The sequence below is a fragment of the Streptomyces sp. NBC_00237 genome, from assembly GCF_026342435.1.
Classification (GTDB): Bacteria; Actinomycetota; Actinomycetes; order Streptomycetales; family Streptomycetaceae; genus Streptomyces.
In genome coordinates this window covers 389249-405778 of sequence record NZ_JAPEMT010000004.1, presented here as the reverse complement: position 1 = coordinate 405778, position 16530 = coordinate 389249, and the positions used below count along the sequence as shown (strand labels likewise).

23 protein-coding genes are annotated in these 16530 nt (G+C 71.3%); 9 read left to right on the top strand and 14 right to left on the bottom strand.

The features are described 5' to 3' along the window. Window positions 1-80: 80 nt before the first annotated feature. Together OG897_RS34245 and OG897_RS34240 are read left to right on the top strand one after the other, a co-directional pair. A complete protein-coding gene (locus OG897_RS34245) occupies window positions 81-368 on the top strand; it encodes a MerR family DNA-binding protein (protein ID WP_266663134.1) in 288 nt (95 codons plus the stop codon). Window positions 369-470: 102 nt separating this feature from the next. Further along, window positions 471-593 carry a hypothetical protein gene (locus tag OG897_RS34240; protein ID WP_266663132.1) on the top strand — a complete coding sequence of 41 codons (123 nt, stop codon included), beginning with the start codon at window positions 471-473 and terminating at the stop codon, window positions 591-593. Here OG897_RS34240 and OG897_RS34235 read toward each other — a convergent pair. The 5 genes from OG897_RS34235 to OG897_RS34215 all read right to left on the bottom strand — a co-directional run bounded on the left by OG897_RS34235 (window position 571) and on the right by OG897_RS34215 (window position 4010). Continuing rightward, window positions 571-1086 (bottom strand): DUF3995 domain-containing protein, encoded by a 516-nt coding sequence (locus OG897_RS34235; protein WP_266663130.1) that lies wholly within the window; start codon window positions 1084-1086, stop codon window positions 571-573. The genes OG897_RS34240 and OG897_RS34235 overlap by 23 nt on opposite strands. Then, window positions 1083-1781 carry a DUF2867 domain-containing protein gene (locus OG897_RS34230; RefSeq protein WP_266663128.1) on the bottom strand — a complete coding sequence of 233 codons (699 nt, stop codon included), beginning with the start codon at window positions 1779-1781 and terminating at the stop codon, window positions 1083-1085. The genes OG897_RS34235 and OG897_RS34230 overlap by 4 nt, the downstream gene beginning before the upstream one ends. A 170-nt stretch (window positions 1782-1951) precedes the next feature. Further along, window positions 1952-2089 (bottom strand): hypothetical protein, encoded by a 138-nt coding sequence (locus OG897_RS34225; protein WP_266663126.1) that lies wholly within the window; start codon window positions 2087-2089, stop codon window positions 1952-1954. Between the two features lie 121 nt (window positions 2090-2210). Beyond that, a complete protein-coding gene (locus OG897_RS34220) occupies window positions 2211-3299 on the bottom strand; it encodes a protein kinase family protein (RefSeq protein ID WP_266663124.1) in 1089 nt (362 codons plus the stop codon). 105 nt (window positions 3300-3404) lie between these two features. Further along, window positions 3405-4010, bottom strand: coding sequence for a TetR/AcrR family transcriptional regulator (locus OG897_RS34215; protein WP_266663122.1), 606 nt, complete (start codon window positions 4008-4010; stop codon window positions 3405-3407). 98 nt (window positions 4011-4108) lie between these two features. On the opposite strand from OG897_RS34215, the gene OG897_RS34210 reads away from it, so the two are divergent. Further along, the gene (locus OG897_RS34210; RefSeq protein WP_266663120.1) at window positions 4109-4543 is read left to right on the top strand and encodes a DUF4345 domain-containing protein; all 435 of its coding nucleotides are present in this window, start codon (window positions 4109-4111) and stop codon (window positions 4541-4543) included. Here the strand turns inward: OG897_RS34210 and OG897_RS34205 are convergent. The 6 genes from OG897_RS34205 to OG897_RS34180 form a co-directional block, all read right to left on the bottom strand. Further along, window positions 4540-5175: a response regulator transcription factor gene (locus tag OG897_RS34205; protein ID WP_266663728.1), complete on the bottom strand. Its 636-nt coding sequence runs from the start codon at window positions 5173-5175 to the stop codon at window positions 4540-4542. The genes OG897_RS34210 and OG897_RS34205 overlap by 4 nt on opposite strands. After that, complete coding sequence (locus tag OG897_RS34200) at window positions 5175-6299, bottom strand: sensor histidine kinase (RefSeq protein WP_266663727.1); 1125 nt, start codon at window positions 6297-6299, stop codon at window positions 5175-5177. Before OG897_RS34200 ends, OG897_RS34205 begins: the two co-directional genes overlap by 1 nt. A gap of 146 nt (window positions 6300-6445) precedes the next feature. Beyond that, window positions 6446-7117: a DedA family protein gene (locus OG897_RS34195; RefSeq protein WP_266663726.1), complete on the bottom strand. Its 672-nt coding sequence runs from the start codon at window positions 7115-7117 to the stop codon at window positions 6446-6448. Between the two features lie 162 nt (window positions 7118-7279). After that, the gene (locus OG897_RS34190; RefSeq protein ID WP_266663117.1) at window positions 7280-8068 is read right to left on the bottom strand and encodes a GNAT family N-acetyltransferase; all 789 of its coding nucleotides are present in this window, start codon (window positions 8066-8068) and stop codon (window positions 7280-7282) included. A 123-nt stretch (window positions 8069-8191) separates the two neighbouring features. Next, window positions 8192-8434 (bottom strand): DUF6479 family protein, encoded by a 243-nt coding sequence (locus tag OG897_RS34185; RefSeq protein WP_266663113.1) that lies wholly within the window; start codon window positions 8432-8434, stop codon window positions 8192-8194. Between the two features lie 130 nt (window positions 8435-8564). Next, a complete protein-coding gene (locus tag OG897_RS34180; protein ID WP_266663111.1) occupies window positions 8565-9650 on the bottom strand; it encodes an amidinotransferase in 1086 nt (361 codons plus the stop codon). Between the two features lie 117 nt (window positions 9651-9767). On the opposite strand from OG897_RS34180, the gene OG897_RS34175 reads away from it, so the two are divergent. After that, on the top strand, window positions 9768-11021 hold the full coding sequence (locus tag OG897_RS34175) for an MFS transporter (protein ID WP_266663109.1): 1254 nt from the start codon (window positions 9768-9770) through the stop codon (window positions 11019-11021). 13 nt (window positions 11022-11034) lie between these two features. Here OG897_RS34175 and OG897_RS34170 read toward each other — a convergent pair whose 3' ends face one another. Beyond that, complete coding sequence (locus tag OG897_RS34170) at window positions 11035-11982, bottom strand: alpha/beta fold hydrolase (RefSeq protein ID WP_266663107.1); 948 nt, start codon at window positions 11980-11982, stop codon at window positions 11035-11037. A 158-nt stretch (window positions 11983-12140) separates the two neighbouring features. On the opposite strand from OG897_RS34170, the gene OG897_RS34165 reads away from it, so the two are divergent. The 4 genes from OG897_RS34165 (at window position 12141) to OG897_RS34150 (ending at window position 14545) form a co-directional block, all read left to right on the top strand. After that, entirely contained in the window at window positions 12141-12812 is a 672-nt protein-coding gene (locus OG897_RS34165) for a TetR/AcrR family transcriptional regulator (protein ID WP_266663725.1), read from the top strand. Between the two features lie 303 nt (window positions 12813-13115). Further along, a complete protein-coding gene (locus OG897_RS34160) occupies window positions 13116-13934 on the top strand; it encodes a GNAT family N-acetyltransferase (protein WP_266663105.1) in 819 nt (272 codons plus the stop codon). Window positions 13935-14024: 90 nt separating this feature from the next. Continuing rightward, window positions 14025-14342, top strand: a complete 318-nt coding sequence (locus tag OG897_RS34155; protein WP_266663103.1) for a helix-turn-helix domain-containing protein — start codon at window positions 14025-14027, stop codon at window positions 14340-14342. Continuing rightward, window positions 14339-14545, top strand: coding sequence for a hypothetical protein (locus OG897_RS34150; RefSeq protein ID WP_266663101.1), 207 nt, complete (start codon window positions 14339-14341; stop codon window positions 14543-14545). The genes OG897_RS34155 and OG897_RS34150 overlap by 4 nt, the downstream gene beginning before the upstream one ends. 24 nt (window positions 14546-14569) lie before the next feature. On the opposite strand, the gene OG897_RS34145 is transcribed toward OG897_RS34150, so the two are convergent. Beyond that, entirely contained in the window at window positions 14570-14899 is a 330-nt protein-coding gene (locus tag OG897_RS34145) for a MarR family transcriptional regulator (RefSeq protein ID WP_323188144.1), read from the bottom strand. Between OG897_RS34145 and OG897_RS34140 the strand changes: the two genes are divergently transcribed. Beyond that, the gene (locus OG897_RS34140) at window positions 14876-15406 is read left to right on the top strand and encodes an MFS transporter (RefSeq protein WP_266663099.1); all 531 of its coding nucleotides are present in this window, start codon (window positions 14876-14878) and stop codon (window positions 15404-15406) included. The genes OG897_RS34145 and OG897_RS34140 overlap by 24 nt on opposite strands. Window positions 15407-15420: 14 nt before the next feature. Here the strand turns inward: OG897_RS34140 and OG897_RS34135 are convergent, their stop codons facing one another. Next, window positions 15421-16473: a helix-turn-helix transcriptional regulator gene (locus OG897_RS34135; RefSeq protein ID WP_266663097.1), complete on the bottom strand. Its 1053-nt coding sequence runs from the start codon at window positions 16471-16473 to the stop codon at window positions 15421-15423. Window positions 16474-16530 lie beyond the last annotated feature (57 nt).

Here is a 16530-nt window from a genome sequence, read left to right as displayed (position 1 = left end):
GGCTCGGTCCTGCATGGACCAGTCCTGTACGGCTCTGTCCTGGACGGAATAGCAGCGCGCCGCCCGCGCCTTGACCTGACATGCGATACGACGAGCGCGCCGTCGCCGTGGCCCGCAACATCAAGGAACTCCTCGGCGCGGGCCTCACCACCGAGGACGTCGCCCAGTACCTGGCGGCGGGCTGCCTGGACCGTCCGCTGGCCGACTCCCCTCGCTGTGCGGCCGAACTACGCACCGCACAGCGGAGGTTGGCCGGTGTTGACGAGCGGATCGCCCGCCTTCAGGAGGCCAGGGGGCGGCTCGCCGCGCATCACGCGAGCGTCCGTTCCGGGGTCGGGCCCGGGGGCGATGAGGCGCCTGTCGGCTGACCTCGGCAGCTTGCGCTTGACACTGGTGTCAGGGTCCTACGGTGCGCGCATGACTGCTCCAGCATCGGCAACAGCTACTGCAAGGCCCTGGTGGTGGGCGGCTTGGTGGTGTTCGCCGCCTCCAAGGTGGCGACCGCGCTGGCCCCCAGTTACGCCGTGCTGATGGCGATGCGCGTGCTGACCGCGCTCGTCGCCGCGTCGATCACGCCCGCCGGAACCGGGTGAACGGCAGGCGTCGGGTCTGGAGTGCCGGGGTGTCGTCGGCGGTGGCCTGGGCGCGCCGGGTGGCGGAGACGGCGACGGTTCCCGCGAGGATGCCGAGGCCGATGCACAGCGGTGAGTACAGCGCGGAGTTCCAGGTTCGGAAGCCGCTGGTGGAGCCCCGGTTCAGGGCGTAGCCGCCCACCCCGCGCAGCAGCATGACACCGGAGAGGCCGTAGACGCCGAGGCGGCGCAGGCGCTCCGGGCCGACCCCGGGAAGAGTCTCGTTGACCATGAGGGTGAGTGCGGCGCTGCCGATGAGGGCCGAGCCCACCAGTGCGGTGGGGGCGACCGGCGGCATGGTGCCGCTGGCCTCGCCGCCGATGAGGTTCGAGAACGTCGTCGCGTCCGGCAGGGGCCAGGGGGTGAACGTCCAGAGGAGGTGGAGGCCGCCGATGCCGGTGAGCGCGGTCGCGAGCGTCGCCGGAACCACGGTCCTGACCAGTGTCGCGCTCATGACTGGGGGGTGGTGGTGCTGGTGGGGGCGGCGGGAGCCTGTGGCTTGGGTTCCTCGGGTCCCCCGGGTCCGTCAGGTCGCCCGGGTCCCTCGGGGAGCAGACGTGCGCGGTCCCGCCAGGCGCGTTCCCAGGCCCGGGTCAGCGCCGGATAGACGATCAAGTACCGGAAGGGGGCGATGCAGCCCATGTACAGCCGTCCGAAGCGGCCGTTGGGCTTGACCAGCACCGCCATCCGCAGCTCGTAGTCGTCGGTGCCGGTGCCGGATCCGGTTTCCGCCGGTACCCACCCCAGGTGCATCAGGGTGTGCACGGTGCCGTTCGCCAGCTCGCGCACCGCCTCGTTGTGGCGGAGGTACACCGGGCTGAACAGTCCGTCGCCGACCCCGTCCGTGGTCTCCCGGAGGTCCTCCGGGATCCGGTCCCGCAGTGGCTGGACCCGCCCGCCGAGGCCCGACCCGGACTTCTCCCAGCCGAACAGGGCTCCGAGCTTCCAGCGCACCGCGAACAAGAACCTCACGGGGCCTGGCTGTTGGGAGACGTTGCCGCGCCCCCGCATCGCGGCGAGCATCACCGGGAAGTCGTCGGGTCCGGCGCCCGGAGTCCGGAAGGACCACACGTCTTCGACTGCGAAGTCGGGGGTGAGGTCGTGGACCAGCCACGGCTGGTCGGTGTGGGAAGTGCGAGGAAGTTTCATGGCCGCAGCCGCCTTTCCTGCCACGGGGCGTCATCCGCCGCCCCGATATACGCTGGCGTACAGCATGAGGTTAGGCCGGTTGTACGGTTGCGTATATCCGGTGGGACGGTGAGGTGGGACACATCGCGGACGCCGCGCGCGTGTCCTGCTGGGCACAACTGCCGTGCTGGTCAGGCGGGTTCGACGGTGATGTCGCCTTGCAGGCTGGTTCCGGTCGTCCAGCCAGTGGTGGTCTGTATGTCCACGGGCGCCGTGGCCCCGGTCAGGTCGATGCGCCCGGAGGAGGTGGACACCTCGACCGAGTCCACGTCGCTCAGGCTCAGGCTGACGGCACCGCTGGACCTCCGGCCCGTCACGGGCAGGCCCGCCGGGAGGGCGCGGGAGGGCGACCGTGGGGGAAGCCCCGGGTTTCTAGCTTGCGGGCTCTCCTCAGGGATGGGCGGGACGGGAAGGGAAGAGATCAGGGCGGTCCCTGCCTCCGATCCCGAGGATGTCCGGCTCCGGGTACGGGGTCTCCCGGCTCTCCTCCCGGAACCTGCGGAAGAAGTCCGACAGCAGTGCCGTGAGCGGCGCGTCACGGATGATCAGCTTGGCCACGGAGTCGGGGATTCCGGTCGGGATCTCACCCTGGGCGTACGCCTGCACGCGTGCGACGCGCTCCTCCCTCTCGTATCCGTACAGGTTCGCGACCATCCAGCTCACCAGGTGCCAGGTGGTGTACGCGCGGTCGTACGTGCGGTTGTTCTCGCAGAACGCGGCCTCGGCGGGGGAGAGGTCGAAGCGGTCGGACAGGGCGAGCCCGAAGTCCGTGAAGTAGAGGCGGTGGCCGTCGGTGAGGATGTTCTCGAAGTGGGCGTCGAGGTGCAGGAGGCCGTGGTCGTTCATGAAGGCGGTCCCGGCGGCCAGTTCACGTTCGGCCAGCGCGCAGGCCCGCTCGGTGGACTCCTCGCCCGCTGCGGTCTGCTCGCCCAGCCACTGGTGCAGGTTCTGCGGGATGTACTCCAGGAAGAGCGCGAGGCTCGCGGGGGAGTCCCGGACGCCTTCTATCCGGTCGCGCATCGGTGCGCTGTCGTTCCAGTAGGCGACGGCCCGGTCGATGTCCGCGAGCTCGTCGGGCAGGGGAGTGGTGTCCGGCAGTACGCGCCAGTGGTGGAGGAGCGGGAAGCCCTCGTACGCGCCCGAGAGCGCCCAGTCCGTCGTCATGACGTGCGCGGCGAGCTCGCGCCAGGCCCCGAAGCCGGGCGTGCCGATCGCGCCGATGCCGAAGTGGCTGAAGAGCGGCAGGTCGAAGAGGTTGGCGGTGGAGCGCAGGTTCTCCGGGCGGAGTTCCAGGTCGGTGAGCGCGACGCGCTTGACGAAGACCCGCGTCCCCTCGACGTCCAGGAGCGCGGTCTTCCCGCCGATGCCGCTGCCGGAGGGGGCCGTTCGGTCCAGGAGGTCCGCGAGCGCGCGGTCGCTGTGGAGGGCGAGGGCGGTGGAGACGCGGGCGTGTGCGGTGCGGCGGGCCGGAAGCGACATGCGGGGAGCCTAGCCGCGCCCCGCCTGCTCCCCTTTCCCGGGCTCGTTCCCCACCCCTCCGTGACCCCGGCTCGCGTCTGCCCCTCCGTGACCCGGGCTCACCCCCTACCCCTCCGTGAGTAGCGGCCCCAGCGCCCCCCGCAGTCCCCCGATCGCCACCTCCCGCAGCTCCACCCGCGTACACGTCTCCCGCTCCAGCCAGTCCACGCACAGGACCTGGACGAAGACCAGCCAGCCCTTCAGTACCGCCGACACCGCCTCCCGCCGCCCCGGATCCGTCACGCCGAGCGCGTCGAGCAACCGCTCGCGCAGCGCGTCCAGTTCGGTCGCGATCACGGTCTGGACCAGGCGGTCGCCCGCCAGCGTGCGGTTCGCCGCGATCACGGTGTTGCGGTGCTCGGCGAAGTACGAGATGTGCGCGTCCAGGCCCTCGGTCAACTGCTCCTCCAGCGTGTCCGCCGGATCGAACCGGGACTGGGCGAGCAGCTTGTCCGCCACCTGCTGGTAGATCGCCACGAACAGGTCCCGCTTGCTGGCGAAGTGCCGGTAGAGCAGCGCCCGGGACACTCCCGCCGCCTCCGCGACGTCCTCCATCAGCACCTCCTCGTAGGGCCGGGCCGCGAACAACTCCGAACCGACCGCGAGCAGTTGGGCGCGGCGGCCTTCGGGGGTGAGCCGCTTGCGGGGGGAACCGGGGGTGCGAGGAGTCACGGAGGCACTCTACTTGACACGCGTCCACTAAGCTCCGGTAGCTTAATGACGCGTGTCTACTAAGCCTCAATAGGGTTCGGCAGAAGGTGAGTTGCTCCATGTCCACCGCTCTCAAGGTCCTGGCCCGCGTCATGGGCGTCGCCTGCGTGGCGATCGGCGTTCTGCACGTCGTCGGCGGCAACGCCGTCATCCCCGGTGGCGAGAACGCGGGTCCCACCATCGACAGCCTCGGCCGCTTCTTCGGTGCGATCTTCGCCGGGTACGGCCTCGCCTGGCTCTGGGCGGTCAGGCAGGCACCGGTCCCGGCGAGCGTCGTACGCGTCCTGTCCGCGATCTTCCTGTTGGGGGCGGTGGGGCGGCTGCTGTCGCTCGCCACGGCCGGCAGCCCGCACCCGTTCCAGATCGCGCTGCTCGTCCTCGAACTCGCCCTGCCGCCCGTGTTCTTCTGGCTCGCCGACGCCGACGCCGACGCCGACGCCGATGCCGACGCCGATGCCGACGAGAAGCGGCACGGGGCCGCGGCCCGTTCCTAGGACCCCAAGTACCGCAGCACCGCCAGCACCCGTCTGCTGTACCCGCCCTCCTGCGACAGCTCCAGCTTGTCGAAGACCGCCGCGAGGTTCTTCTCCACCGCGCTCAGCGACAGATGCAGCTTCTGCGCGATGGCCGTGTTCGTGTGGCCCTCCGCCAGCGCCTCCAGCACCGTCCGCTCACGCGGCGTCAGGCGGGCCAGCGGGTCTCCGTGCGTCGTACGGAACACCAGTTGCCGTACGACCTCCGGGTCGAGCGCCGTACCCCCGGCGTGCACCCGCTCCAGCGCGTCGAGGAACTCCTCCACCTGCCCGACCCGGTCCTTGAGCAGATAGCCCACGCGCTCCGCCCCCGCGCCCAACAACTGTGCCGCGTAACGGCGTTCGACGTGCTGCGACAGCATCAGGACCCCGACCTTTGGCCACCGCTCCCGGATCTCCAGTGCCGCCCGCAGCCCCTCGTCGGTGTGCGTGGGCGGCATCCGGATGTCCAGGACCACGAGGTCGGGACGGCGTACCTCCATCTCCGTGAGGAGCGAGTCCGCGTCGACGCAGGCGGCGGGCACCTCATGCCCCTCCTCCGCCAGCAGGCGTACGAGGCCCTCCCGCAGCAGGGTCGAATCCTCGGCGATCATCACGTGCACGGCAGCTCCGCGGCAATGGTGGTCGGACCCCCGGCGGGGCTGTCGATGTGCAGGACGCCGTTGCACGCCGCCACCCGGCTGCGCAGCCCGGTCAGCCCGCCGCCGGAGGGGTCGGCGCCGCCCCGGCCGTCGTCGGTGATGCTCAAGTGGAGGGTTTCGTCGCGGAGTTGGACCCGTACGGACACCTGGGTCGCACCCGCGTGCTTGGCCGCGTTCGTGACGGACTCCGACACCACGAAGTACGCGGCGGTCCGAACCGGTTGGGGGAGGGGTGCGGCCACGTCGTACTCCGTACGTACGGGAAGCGCGCAGCGTTCCGAGACCCCGCCCAGCGCCTCCTGGAGGCCCAGCGTGTCCAGCGCGGAGGGGTAGACCCGCCAGGCCACCTCGCGGAGTTCGGTGAGGACGCCCTGTGCTTCCTGGTGTGCCTGGGACAGGAGTGCGTCGGCGTGCTCGGGGTCGCGGGCGCGGCCCCGGCGGGCCCGGCCGAGCAGCATGGACAGGGCGACGAGGCGCTGCTGCACTCCGTCGTGCAGATCGCGTTCGATGCGGCGGCGCTCGGAGTCGACGGCCCGAACGACGGCCGCGCGGCTGGCGGCGAGCTCGTCGATGCGCCGTTGGAGCAACTCGCGCTCGGAAGGGCCGAAGTGTTCCCGTGCTGTGCGCGCGTCGAGCGCGGCCAGTGCGTACATCCCCTGTACGTCGAGGAAGAGGAGGACGCTGCCGAGTCCCGCCTGGGTCAGCAACTGACCCACACCGAGCGAGAGTTGCACTGCCCTGAGCGCCAGCACCCCGGCCAGGGCGACGCCGAACAGCAGGAGGGCCAGAACCACCGCGAGCACCAGGCCCGTACCACTGCGGACCGCCAGGTAGCGCAGGACGTCCGGGCCCGCCGCCCGGTGGGGCGGGGAGGGGAAGCGGTCGCCGAAGAAGAAGGTCCGCCGTGCGCGCTCCAGTTCCGTCAGCCGCCGGGCTCCGCCCAGCAGGACACCGAGGGCCCCGGCCCGGGTGAAGGGCCAGAGGAGGAAGGGGCCGAGGGCGGTGCCGACGGTCAGGAAGTACGCGGTGTGCAGGAGCGCCGTGGCGCATCCGGCGAGCGTGCCGAGGACGCGCATCGGGCGGGAGGGGGTGCGGGAAGTGGACTTGGCGGGGCGTGGAGTGGTGTCGACGGGGCGTGCGGTGGGACCGACCGGGGCGATGCCCTCGTGACCTGCGCCGCTGTCCCCGGATTCCCCCCGCACGGTGCCCGACCCTACAACCCTCACGACGTACGGCGGTGCCGGGCGGCTGCCTCGCGGCCCCGGACCCGTACCGCCACGTACCCGGCGAAGGCCAGCACGACCAGCACGAGCACCACCTTGGACAGCACTCCGACCGAGGACTCCACGACCTCCCACCCGTCGCCGAGCCAGTAACCGGCCAGCACCAGAACCGAGTTCCAGATCAGGCTGCCGAGCGTGGTCAGCATGACGAACACGGGCAGCGGCATCCGCTCGACCCCGGCAGGTACCGAGACCAGGCTCCGGAAGATCGGCACCATGCGCCCCAGGAACACCGCCTTGGTGCCGTGCCTCACGAACCACGCCTCCGTGCGCTCCAGGTCGCCCGCCTTGACCAGCGGCAGCTTCGCCCACACCGCGTGCATGCGCTCACGCCCGAACAGCAGGCCCAGCCAGTACAGGACCACCGCCCCCACCACCGAACCGAGCGTCGTCCAGAACAGCGCCGAGACCAGCGTGATCGCCCCCTGCCCGGCGGCGAACCCGGTCAGCGGCAGGATCACCTCGCTCGGCAGTGGCGGAAAGAGGTTTTCGAGCGCGATGGCCACCCCCGCCCCGGGCCCGCCCAGGGTCTCGACCAGCCCGGTGGCCCACCCGGCGATGCCGCCGGAGGGCTCCGGCGCGGCGGACAGGGTGATGACGGCGTGCTGCACAACGGCCTCCGGATGACGTACGAGTCGGCTGCCGGAGCCCGTCGCTCCGACGACTCCCACGCTAGGAATCGCAGCTCAGCGCCGGTATGAGGGTTGCCGCCCGGTGGGGTGCGGTTTCCCGTAACGGCCGGGTGCGGAAAGCCGCACCCGACGGGGCGGCCGTCAGCCCCGTTCGAAGCAGTGGAAGCGGCCCACGGCCGAGAAGCCCCGGCGCGCGTACCAGTGCTGCGGCCAGTCCGTCGCGTCGGCGGTCAGGAACCGGAGCCCGCAGCCCGCGTCCTCGGCCATCCGCAGGGCGGTCGCGAGAACGGCGTCCGCGTGGCCGCGCCGGAGATGGTCGGGCGAGGTGTTCAGGTCCTCTATCTGGGCGATGCCGGAGACCGGGTCGAGATAGAGGTCGGCCCACGAGGCGACCTCGCCCGCCGGGGTGTGGTCGGCGAGGAAGCGTACGGTGTCGGCCCCCCTGCGCCGTGTCTCGCGCCGCTCCACGAGCTGGCGGATCACCTCGTCGTCGACGTCCGGGAGGGCGCTGCGCCACTGCCTGTCGAGCGGGGCGCGGAGTTCGTCGAGACCGACCTCCACCGCGGTGGCTCCTGCGGCGGTCGGCACCGGACCCGTGTGCACCATGAACACGTACGTGGACCGGCCGTACCCGGCCCGGCGCAGGGGCTCCGTGCACGCGACGCCGGTCGCGTCGTCAAGGACGTTGATCATGCGGTGCGGCAGATGCCCGAGCACCTTGTCCGCGAGGGCGGGCAGCTTCTCGGGGTCGACGGCGTCGCCGGTTTCGAGAGTCGAGTCGACGATCACGTGGTTGTTCGCGCGGGACTGCGCGAACGCGTCGTCGTACACGGCGAATCCGCCCGGGACGTCGACGGTACGCACGGCCTGCCGCCGGGCGAAGGCGACCAGGAAAGGCCCGAGGAGGGGGAGTTGGGGTGTCGATGGCATGCGGGACAGGCTAGGCGGGGGGGCTTCTGGGCGTCAGCCTTTCGGGCGTCAGCCGTCTGGGTGTCAGCCTTCCGGTTGTCGGCCTTCCGGTTGTCAGCCTTCCGGGTGTCGGCCTTCGTGGTGTCAGCGGGAACCAGGGCCTCCGTGTTCGTCACGGCCGGTCGACTCGTCCGGGGTCTGCCACGAGTCCGCGCCGGGCTGCGGCTCCTGCGGCAGGTTCGCGCGGTGGCGCTCGGCGCGCTTGCTCCCGTACCAGAAGGCGCCCAGTAGGAGGAGGACGACGGGCACGCCGATCACCAGCAGCCACAGGGCGGGCGATCCTTCGGCGGCCAGGGTGTGCAGGGGGGTGCCAGGGGTGAGGTTCATGGCGGACGTGTTCCCTCCGCTCGTCTCCCGGTACCGCTTCCGGGCCGGGCCCGCTCGTATGGCGCACCGCCGAACGGGGGACCTCCGGTCAGTCGACGCACGACTCGGACGTACGCGTCAGCCGTATGCGTCAGACGTACGACTCCAGGGTGCCGCGCCGCCTGACGTCCAGCGTCGCGCAGTGGAAGGAGCCGCCGAACGGTGCGTAGTGCAGCAGGTCGCACGGGATGGGTTCGAGGCCCCAGCTCTCCAGCGCGCGGAGCATGCCCGTGTGATGCCGTTCCGCGATCACCCGCTTCTCGTCGACCATGAGGACGTTCATGCTCAGCCACTTCCCGCACATCGACGTGAGTTTGAGCAGCGGATCCTTGATGGGTTCCGGTTCGGGGGCGATCAGGACGTCCCAGGAGCTCAGCACGTCCGGCAGTCGGTCGACGTCGATGTACTCGGGGTTGACCAGCACCTTTCCGGGGGCGAGCAGGCAGAAGGTGGTGTCGATGTGCATGGGGGTGCGGCAGCGGCTCTCGATCTCGTGGATGCGGAATTCAGGGCCGAGGTGACGGCGCAGCCACTCGATGCCCATGGCGTTGGTGACGTTGCTGCGCGTCACGAACAGGTCGCGTCCGGCGCGTACGAAATCCGCCGCGTCGAAGACCGGCTCGAACTCCGTGAGGAGGTACCGCATCGGCTCGCCCGGCTTCGGAACGCGGAAGTCCGGGTCGAAGAGTTCGTCGGTGAGCTGCGGCTTCGGGGCTGCCGTCCAGCGGGCTCCGCGCCGGAAGTAGTCCTTGAGGAGCGGGCGGTAGGAGTGGGTCTCGAAGTAGCGGCAGGGCCAGGCCATCGGCGTCTCGATGATCTCGTCGCCGATCACCAGCATGCTGTCGCGCGGGCAGGTGTTGCAGAAGCCGCGCGACGACCAGTCGGGGGTGCTGAAGCGCTGTTTGTGGTCGACGGCGTCGGGGCGCTTGACCGTGACGCCGAGGGACTCCAACAGGGCGACGAACCGGTCGAGTTCCTCCTGCGCGCGCTCGATCAGGAGCTTCGGATAGCGGAACCCGGCGGCCAGGCCCTGTAATCGGCCCGCCCAGGGCGGGATGTTGCAGAGCACCACCGGGTGGTCGGAGGGAATCGTCGAACCGTCCAGGCGGCCGACGACTATCTCTTCCAGAGGGTCCCATTCGTTGTACGAACTGACCGGGGAACCAAGAATCTCCATATCTGACATGTTCACCGCTGGCGGCCGTCAAAACGTGCAATAGTGGCCGGACTTAGGGAATCTAAGGGGTATATCCGGAGGAATTGAAGCGTCCTCGTCCTGGCATACTGACCCGTCATGATCACACCGGGGAAGCGTGCCGCACCAGTCCCGTCGGAAGCCCCGCAGACGCCGGGTCCGCTTTCCTCGCCACGGTTCCGCTGGTTCTTCGCGGGCAGACTCGTCTCATATCTCGGCGGTTCGATGACGCCGGTCGCACTGACCTTCGGAGTCCTTCAGGTCACGAACGACCCGAAACACCTCGGATTCATCCTTGCCGCCGGGATCATACCGCTCATCTGTTTCACCCTGATAGGCGGCGGGCTGGCCGACCGGTTCAGCCGTGACGTTCTCCTGCGGGTCACCCATACCGGGGCCGGAATCAGCCAGGCCGCCGTCGCGTTCTGTGTGATCACCCAGCAGAATCCGCTGGTGCTCATTCCCCTGGTCGCGTTGAACGGCGCCTTCCAGGCTTTCACCAGCCCCGCCCTGCGCGGAATCGTCCCGCAATTGGTGGCGACCGCGGACCTGCGCAGGGCGAATTCCCTGCTGAGCATTTCCCGGAGCGCCACCCGCATCATGGGGCCGCCCGTGGCGGGCCTCCTGGTCGCGCTGACCGGTGGCGGCCCGGCCCTCGCGCTCGACGCGTTCTCGTACCTCGTCGCCGCCTTCTGCATGACCAGGATCTCGCTGCCGGGCACCCCGAAGTCAGCCTCCCGGAACCTGCTGCGCGAGCTCAAGGAGGGCTGGGGCTACTTCCGTACGCACTCCTGGATCTGGTCCGTCACCCTTGCCTTCGCCGTGCTGAACGCCGTCCAGATGGGCGTGTGGCAGGTGCTCGGCCCGGTCATCGCGAACCAGGGCATCGGGGCGGCGGGCTGGGGAGTCGTGTCCGGTGCCAAAGCCGTCGGACTGCTCGTCGCGGGATTCCTCGCCCTGAAATTCGTCCTGCGCAGGCCCCTGGCGACGGGCTTGTGCGGAATGGCGTTGAACGCCATTCCCTTCGTGCTGCTCGGGATGGATTCGGAGGTCCACTGGCTGGTACTGGCCACCTTCATCGCCGGAATCGGATCAGGGACCTTCAACATCGCCTGGGAGACCGCACTCCAGTCGAACGTGCCGAACGACATGATTTCGCGGGTGAGTTCGTACGACGAATTCGGCTCGTACGTGGCGATTCCCGTGGGGCAGCTCTCCGTCATGCCGATCGCCGCCGCATTCGGTGCGGGGCATGTCGCGGTGGCCGGTGGAATTCTCTTCTTCGTGGTGACGCTGCTGCCGCTTCTGTTCGTCTCGGTGCGGCGACTGGAAGACAATTCCGCGAAGGCGTAGCAGGTGGTGCGGTTCAGGAGGACTGTGCCAACTGCCGGATTTCCGTGACGATGCGTTCCCACGACGGCTCCGGAACCTCGTGCCCGACCCGGGGCAGCGGCACCAGTCGAGCCCCCGGCACCCGGGACGCGATGGCCTTGGCCGCGCGGGGCTTGATCAGGGGATCGTCCTCGCCGTGCAGGACGAGCAGGGGCCGGTCGATCCCGTCGATCGACGGCCCGTGCCACTGCGCCCCGATCTGGCGGCTCTGCGCCTCCTGGTCGTACACCCCGCCGTCCGGATTGGCCTCCACGGCGGCGCGCGCGGCCGCCTCGTCGAACGTCCGGCGCGGCGAGGCGAGCAGCCGGGTCACCTCGATGCCCGCCGCGACCGCCCCCTCCCGAGTGTCGGGAAACTTCAGGCGGGCGAACTTCGCGAGGGTGCTCAGCCGGATGTACGGCAGGGCCCGCAGCCCGGCGACGTCTCCCGGGACGGAGGCCATCGTGGTCAGCGTCCGCACCCGTTCCGGGTGCCGCAGAGCCACGCGCTGCACGACGGCGCCGCCGAGCGAGACGCCGACCAGATGCGCCGAATCCCAGCCCAGTTCGTCCAGTACGGCGATGGCGTCCTCCGTCATGTCCTCGGCGGTGTAGGCGCTCTGACGCTTGGCGAACAGGGCGGCGATGGGGTTGCGGGCGGCCGTGGCCGGGAGGTGGGTGGACTGGCCGCCGTCCCGCTGGTCGTACCGGACGACCGTGAAGCCGTGCTCGGCGAGCATCCGGCACAGGCCGTCCGGCACCCAGAGCCGGTTCGCACCCAGACCGGTGGCGAGCAGGAGCGGCTCACCACCGGTGGGCCCGGTTCGCGCGCTGGGCCCGGTCTGCTCGGTCCACTCGTCGAAGGCGAGTCGTACGGGCCCGTTCTCGGCGAAGCGGAGGGGGCCCCAGGGGGATGCGGCGGGGGCTGCGGGCGTGGTCGTCATGGAAAGTGCCTCCCGAGAGGGCGTGCGGGGAAAAGCGTGCGGGAATCGGTGCGGGCCATAAACTGCGACCGTCGTTCGCAGTTCTACACTAGGGCATCCGGCCCCGCTTCGGAAAGGGCCGCGATCCGCCAGGAGGAACCCCCGTGCCGCAGGAGCCCATGACCGTCTGGGACCGCCCCGAACGAGGCGCCCGAGGCCCCGCTGCCGCACACAGCCGCCACCAACTGGCCGCCACCGCAGTGGAATTGGCGGACCGCGAGGGACTGGCGGCGGTCTCGATGCGGCAGGTCGCCCAGGCGCTTGGCACCGGGCAGGCTTCCCTCTACCGGTACGTCGCCGGGCGCGACGACCTGCTCGACCTCATGGCCGACGCGGTCGTGGCAGAGCTGGAGCGGGACCCGCTCCAGGGCGACCCGGTGGCGGACCTGACCGCCCTGGCCGTCCGCACCAAGGCCCTCCACCTCCGGCACCCCTGGCTCGCCGACCTCCCCCCGGAGCCCCTGCGCCTGGGGCCGAACGGGCTCGACCACCTGGAGCACTCGCTCGCCGCGCTGGCTCCGGTCCCTCTCTCCGGCCCGGCCAAGCTCCAGGTCGTCGCGCTTCTGAACGCGCTGATCGCCCAGTTCGCCCGCGCGGAACTCCAGTCCGCGAGGGCTCCCGGCGGCCGCGCGGTCGCCCAGGCCGCCTACCTGACCAGGGCCGCCGAGCAGGGGGACCGCCCCCGGCTCCGCGCCGCACTCGCCGCGTCCCCGGAGCCCGACCCGGAGGCCCTGTTCGACCGGACGGTCCGCCGCATGCTCACGGGCCTCGTCGCGCCCGGCTCCTCGTGAGCAGTGCCTGGCCCCCCGTGAGCAGCCCCCGCCCCCTCGTGAGCAGCCCCCGGCCGTCGTGAGCCGCCCCCGAAAAGGCATTGCCCCTCCTCGGTCCCGTGTGGGAATGTTTCTCCGGCCTGCACCAGGCCCCCGCACACAAGCACTCACCCCGAAGGACTGAAGCCAATGATTGCGGCGCCCCTGCGCGGCCGCCGTCGGCCCTGACACCCTGCCGCTTCCGGCACGGTGCGCACCGGCGTACGGCGGACGCTCCACCCGTCCCGTACACCCGCAGTTCTTCTTCGTGAGGTCATCCACACCATGGACATCAACGTCCAGAGCTTTGCCGCGCACAACCTCCGCCGCCGACCCGAACCGGTCGAAGTCGGTGGATTCGTCGCGGGCTTCGACCCTTCCACCACCGACCGCAACCTCAACTACGCCACCCCGCTCCCCGGCGCCCGTCCGACCGACCGGGACGTCGCGGACCTCGTGGAGGCGTTCCGCGCGCGGGGCCTCGTACCGCGTCTGGAGTTCGCCCCGGACGGTGCTCCCGCCGTCGAACCGGCGCTCCGGCGTGCGGGTTTCACCACGGAGGCGGTGCATCCGTACATGGTGTGCACCCCGGCCACGCTCGTCACCCCGGCCGGGTTCCGCGTGCCGTCCGCCGACCACCCGCCCGTGCACGTGGCGGTCCCGCGCACGGACGACGACTTCGCGGCGATCGACGCCGCGCTGTCCGAGGCGTACGGAGCCGAGATCCCGCCCGCGTCCGTGACCAACGCGTCCGCGACCAACGCGGGTGCGGCGAGGCTGCGCCGCATCGAGGCGGGCGGCGGGGCGGTCCGGTTCGTCCGCGCCCCCGACGGCAGCTGCGCCGGTGCCGCGACCTGCTCCGCACCCGCCGCGGGCACCGCGGAACTGGCGGGCGTGGGCACCCGGCCCGCGTACCGAGGGCGCGGGATCGCCGCCGCGGTCACCGCGTCCCTGAGCGAGACCCTGTTCGCCCGGGGAGCGGGTTCCGTCTGGCTGGAGTACGAGGGCGAGGACGCCCGCCGCATCTACGAACGCGTCGGCTTCCGGCCGCACGGCACCCGCCTGTACATGGCACTCGAAAACAGCGAGCACCCCGCACCGTGAGCCGGGTGGGGGTGGATCCGGGTCGGCCCGGCTCCGCCCCCACTCTCACCTCATGCGGAAGTCGCATGACCCATTGGTAGGGTGAGGGTCATGGGACTGAGCTTGCAGGAGTTGTTGCGGGTGACCGTCGCCGCGCTCATGCAGGCGACCGGACACTCGCAGCGCACCGTCGCGGACGTACTCGGGCTGACGCAGACGCAGGTCTCGCGCCGTCAGTCCGGGGCCGCCGCCTGGCAGCTGGACGACATCGACGCCCTCGCCGCCCACTACGGCATGCGCCCGCTCGACCTGCTCGACGGCCCCGCGCGGGCGTGTGAAGCGCTGCCCGCCGCCCATCGACGTACCACCAGCACCTCACGCACCACCACCGCACGCACCGCCCACCGGGCGAAGGGGTCGACTCGGTGAGTGACGTCGGCGCCATCGGTTCACTGCTCTCCGGCGTGGCTCCCCAGGTGCCGCTGCCCGCCCCGGCCGGGACGCCCTCGCCGGGCACGGTGGCGGCGTGGACGAGGCGACGGCCGCTCTGCTCAAGTCTGCTCAAGCGGGCGATCCCCGATGCGATGACCCTGCTCGACGAGTACGTCACGAAAGTGGGATTCACCGCCTGAGGCGCAGGAGGGCACGGGCAGGGGTTACGTGATGGTGGTGTCGCCGAGCGAGATCAGCAGCCGGCGCAGCTGCTGGGCCAGGGCCTCGCACTCCTCCCGGTCGAACGGGGCGAGCAGACGGGCCTCGTTGGCGAGGTGGCCGGTCATGTAGTCGCGGGTGACCTCGTGGCCCTTCTCGGTGAGGCGGATCTTCACCGAGCGGCGGTCCCCGGTGTCCCGGACCCGTTCGACCAGGCCCTTTGCCTCCAGCCTGTCGATGCGGTTGGTGATCGCGCCGGAGGTGACCATGGCCGCCTTGCGGAAGGCCCCGGCGTCCTGGCCGCCGCCGTCGTGACCGTCCCGCTCGTCCTGCACGTCCGTCGCCGCCCGGACGGCTTCGCGCCCGCCGCCGTGCTGCGCTCCCGCGCGTTCATCGGCTCGGCCCTGCCCGCCTTCGTCTTCTCGACCTCGTACTTCATCCTGCTCTTCGCCCTCCCGGAGCTCGTCCGGCGGCGTACGGACTGGAGCGCGGCGGCCATCGGCACCGGCCAGCTCGTCGCGCTCCTCACCGGCTCCGTGCTCTCCTGGCTGCTCGCCGCCGCCGCGCCCAGGATCGGCCACCGCAAGGTGCTCACCGTCCTCGTCGGCCTCGGTGCCGCCGCGCCGCTCACCGCCGCCTTCGCCCCCTGGGGAGTGGCGCTGCTCCTCGCGGCGGCGGCGGCCGTGTTCGTCGCGACCGGCAGCAACGCGGTGCTGTCCGTGCGCACGGCCCAGCACGCGTCGGAGGCCCAACGGCCGTCCGCCATCAGCCTGTTCGTGCTCTGCTACCAGCTCGGCGGGGCACTCGGACCGGCCCTCGCCACGGTGCTCGTACTGACGTGAGTGATGTCGTACGGTCAGCCGCCGACCAGCAGGTCCGCGAGCGGGGTGCGGGTGTGGCGGACCGAGAGGCCCGTGCGGGTGGTGGTGAGCAGACCCGCCGCCCGCAGTGCGGAGGCGTGCGCCGAGGCCGTGGCGTTGCTGACGCCGAGGCGCAGGGCCAGGCCCGTCGTGGTCGGCGACTCGTCGAGGGCGCGCAGGAGCGCGAGGCGGGTACGGCCGATGACTCCCGCGAGGGGGGCGGTGCCGGCGTCCTGCGGTGCGCTGCTGGTGAGGTGGGGGATGCCAGGGCCCGCCGGGTACGCGAGGGAGACCGGGCGTCCCGGCTGGTCGGGGAGGTCCTGGACGAGGGGCCCGGGCCGCCAGTGGAAGGTCGGGAACAGGACCAGGCCGCGACCGGAGAGGTGGACGTCGCGCACGGCGTCCGTGGGGGCGAAGGGGGGTGCGGCGGGCGGCAGTTCCCAGACCCCGTCGTGGAGACAGGAGCCGGGGGCGACGGCCGTCAGCGCGGCTCCGAGACCGTGCTCGGCGACGGCGAGCGCGTGGCGGGTGAACTCCGCGCGGTGGAGGTCCTGGATCAGGGGCCAGACGGGGGCGAGGACGGACTCGTACGCAGCCCGCTGGGCGCGCTCCCAGATCCGCCAGGCTTCGGGGAGACCGCTGTGCAGGGCGCGAATCCAGGGCGGGGCGGGGCGGCGGCCGTACGACCGCTCGATCTCGGCCCTGACGACCTCGGGGCGCGCGGACCGGATCAACTCGCAGCCCTCGTCGAGCGATTCGCCGACGACGTCGAGGAAGGCGGGCGGGCGGCCGTCCGGGACCAGGTCGGCGAGGGGGCCGGTGGCGGCGGGGAGGGCACGCACGAGCTTCGTGCGCCAGTGGACGTGCAGCGGGTCCTGGGGCGGGTCGGTGGGCGGTTCGTTCGGCGGTTCGTTCGGCGGTTCGTCGGCCAGTTCATTGGGCGGGGAACCGAGCGTCATCAGCGCCGCGTGCAACTCCGGCACGGGGGCCGGACGCGGGGCGAAGCGCAGGCGGGCGAGGTCCTCCGCCGTGAAGTGGATCCGGATCATGCACAACCCCCTTCCCCACGCAAGCCTTTCGGTCCTGGCCGCAAGCCTCGTCCCCGG

Coding starts and splice junctions, on each gene's coding strand:
- OG897_RS34230 (WP_266663128.1), bottom strand. CDS start 1,781: ATGAAACTTCCTCGCACTTCCCACACCGACCAGCCGTGGCTGGTCCAC.
- OG897_RS34235 (WP_266663130.1), bottom strand. CDS start 1,086: ATGAGCGCGACACTGGTCAGGACCGTGGTTCCGGCGACGCTCGCGACC.
- OG897_RS34210 (WP_266663120.1), top strand. CDS start 4,109: ATGTCCACCGCTCTCAAGGTCCTGGCCCGCGTCATGGGCGTCGCCTGC.
- OG897_RS34220 (WP_266663124.1), bottom strand. CDS start 3,299: ATGTCGCTTCCGGCCCGCCGCACCGCACACGCCCGCGTCTCCACCGCC.
- OG897_RS34200 (WP_266663727.1), bottom strand. CDS start 6,299: ATGCGCGTCCTCGGCACGCTCGCCGGATGCGCCACGGCGCTCCTGCAC.
- OG897_RS34245 (WP_266663134.1), top strand. CDS start 81: ATGCGATACGACGAGCGCGCCGTCGCCGTGGCCCGCAACATCAAGGAA.
- OG897_RS34165 (WP_266663725.1), top strand. CDS start 12,141: ATGACCGTCTGGGACCGCCCCGAACGAGGCGCCCGAGGCCCCGCTGCC.
- OG897_RS34190 (WP_266663117.1), bottom strand. CDS start 8,068: ATGCCATCGACACCCCAACTCCCCCTCCTCGGGCCTTTCCTGGTCGCC.
- OG897_RS34170 (WP_266663107.1), bottom strand. CDS start 11,982: ATGACGACCACGCCCGCAGCCCCCGCCGCATCCCCCTGGGGCCCCCTC.
- OG897_RS34205 (WP_266663728.1), bottom strand. CDS start 5,175: ATGATCGCCGAGGATTCGACCCTGCTGCGGGAGGGCCTCGTACGCCTG.
- OG897_RS34160 (WP_266663105.1), top strand. CDS start 13,116: ATGGACATCAACGTCCAGAGCTTTGCCGCGCACAACCTCCGCCGCCGA.
- OG897_RS34180 (WP_266663111.1), bottom strand. CDS start 9,650: ATGGAGATTCTTGGTTCCCCGGTCAGTTCGTACAACGAATGGGACCCT.
- OG897_RS34185 (WP_266663113.1), bottom strand. CDS start 8,434: ATGAACCTCACCCCTGGCACCCCCCTGCACACCCTGGCCGCCGAAGGA.
- OG897_RS34155 (WP_266663103.1), top strand. CDS start 14,025: ATGGGACTGAGCTTGCAGGAGTTGTTGCGGGTGACCGTCGCCGCGCTC.
- OG897_RS34175 (WP_266663109.1), top strand. CDS start 9,768: ATGATCACACCGGGGAAGCGTGCCGCACCAGTCCCGTCGGAAGCCCCG.
- OG897_RS34135 (WP_266663097.1), bottom strand. CDS start 16,473: ATGATCCGGATCCACTTCACGGCGGAGGACCTCGCCCGCCTGCGCTTC.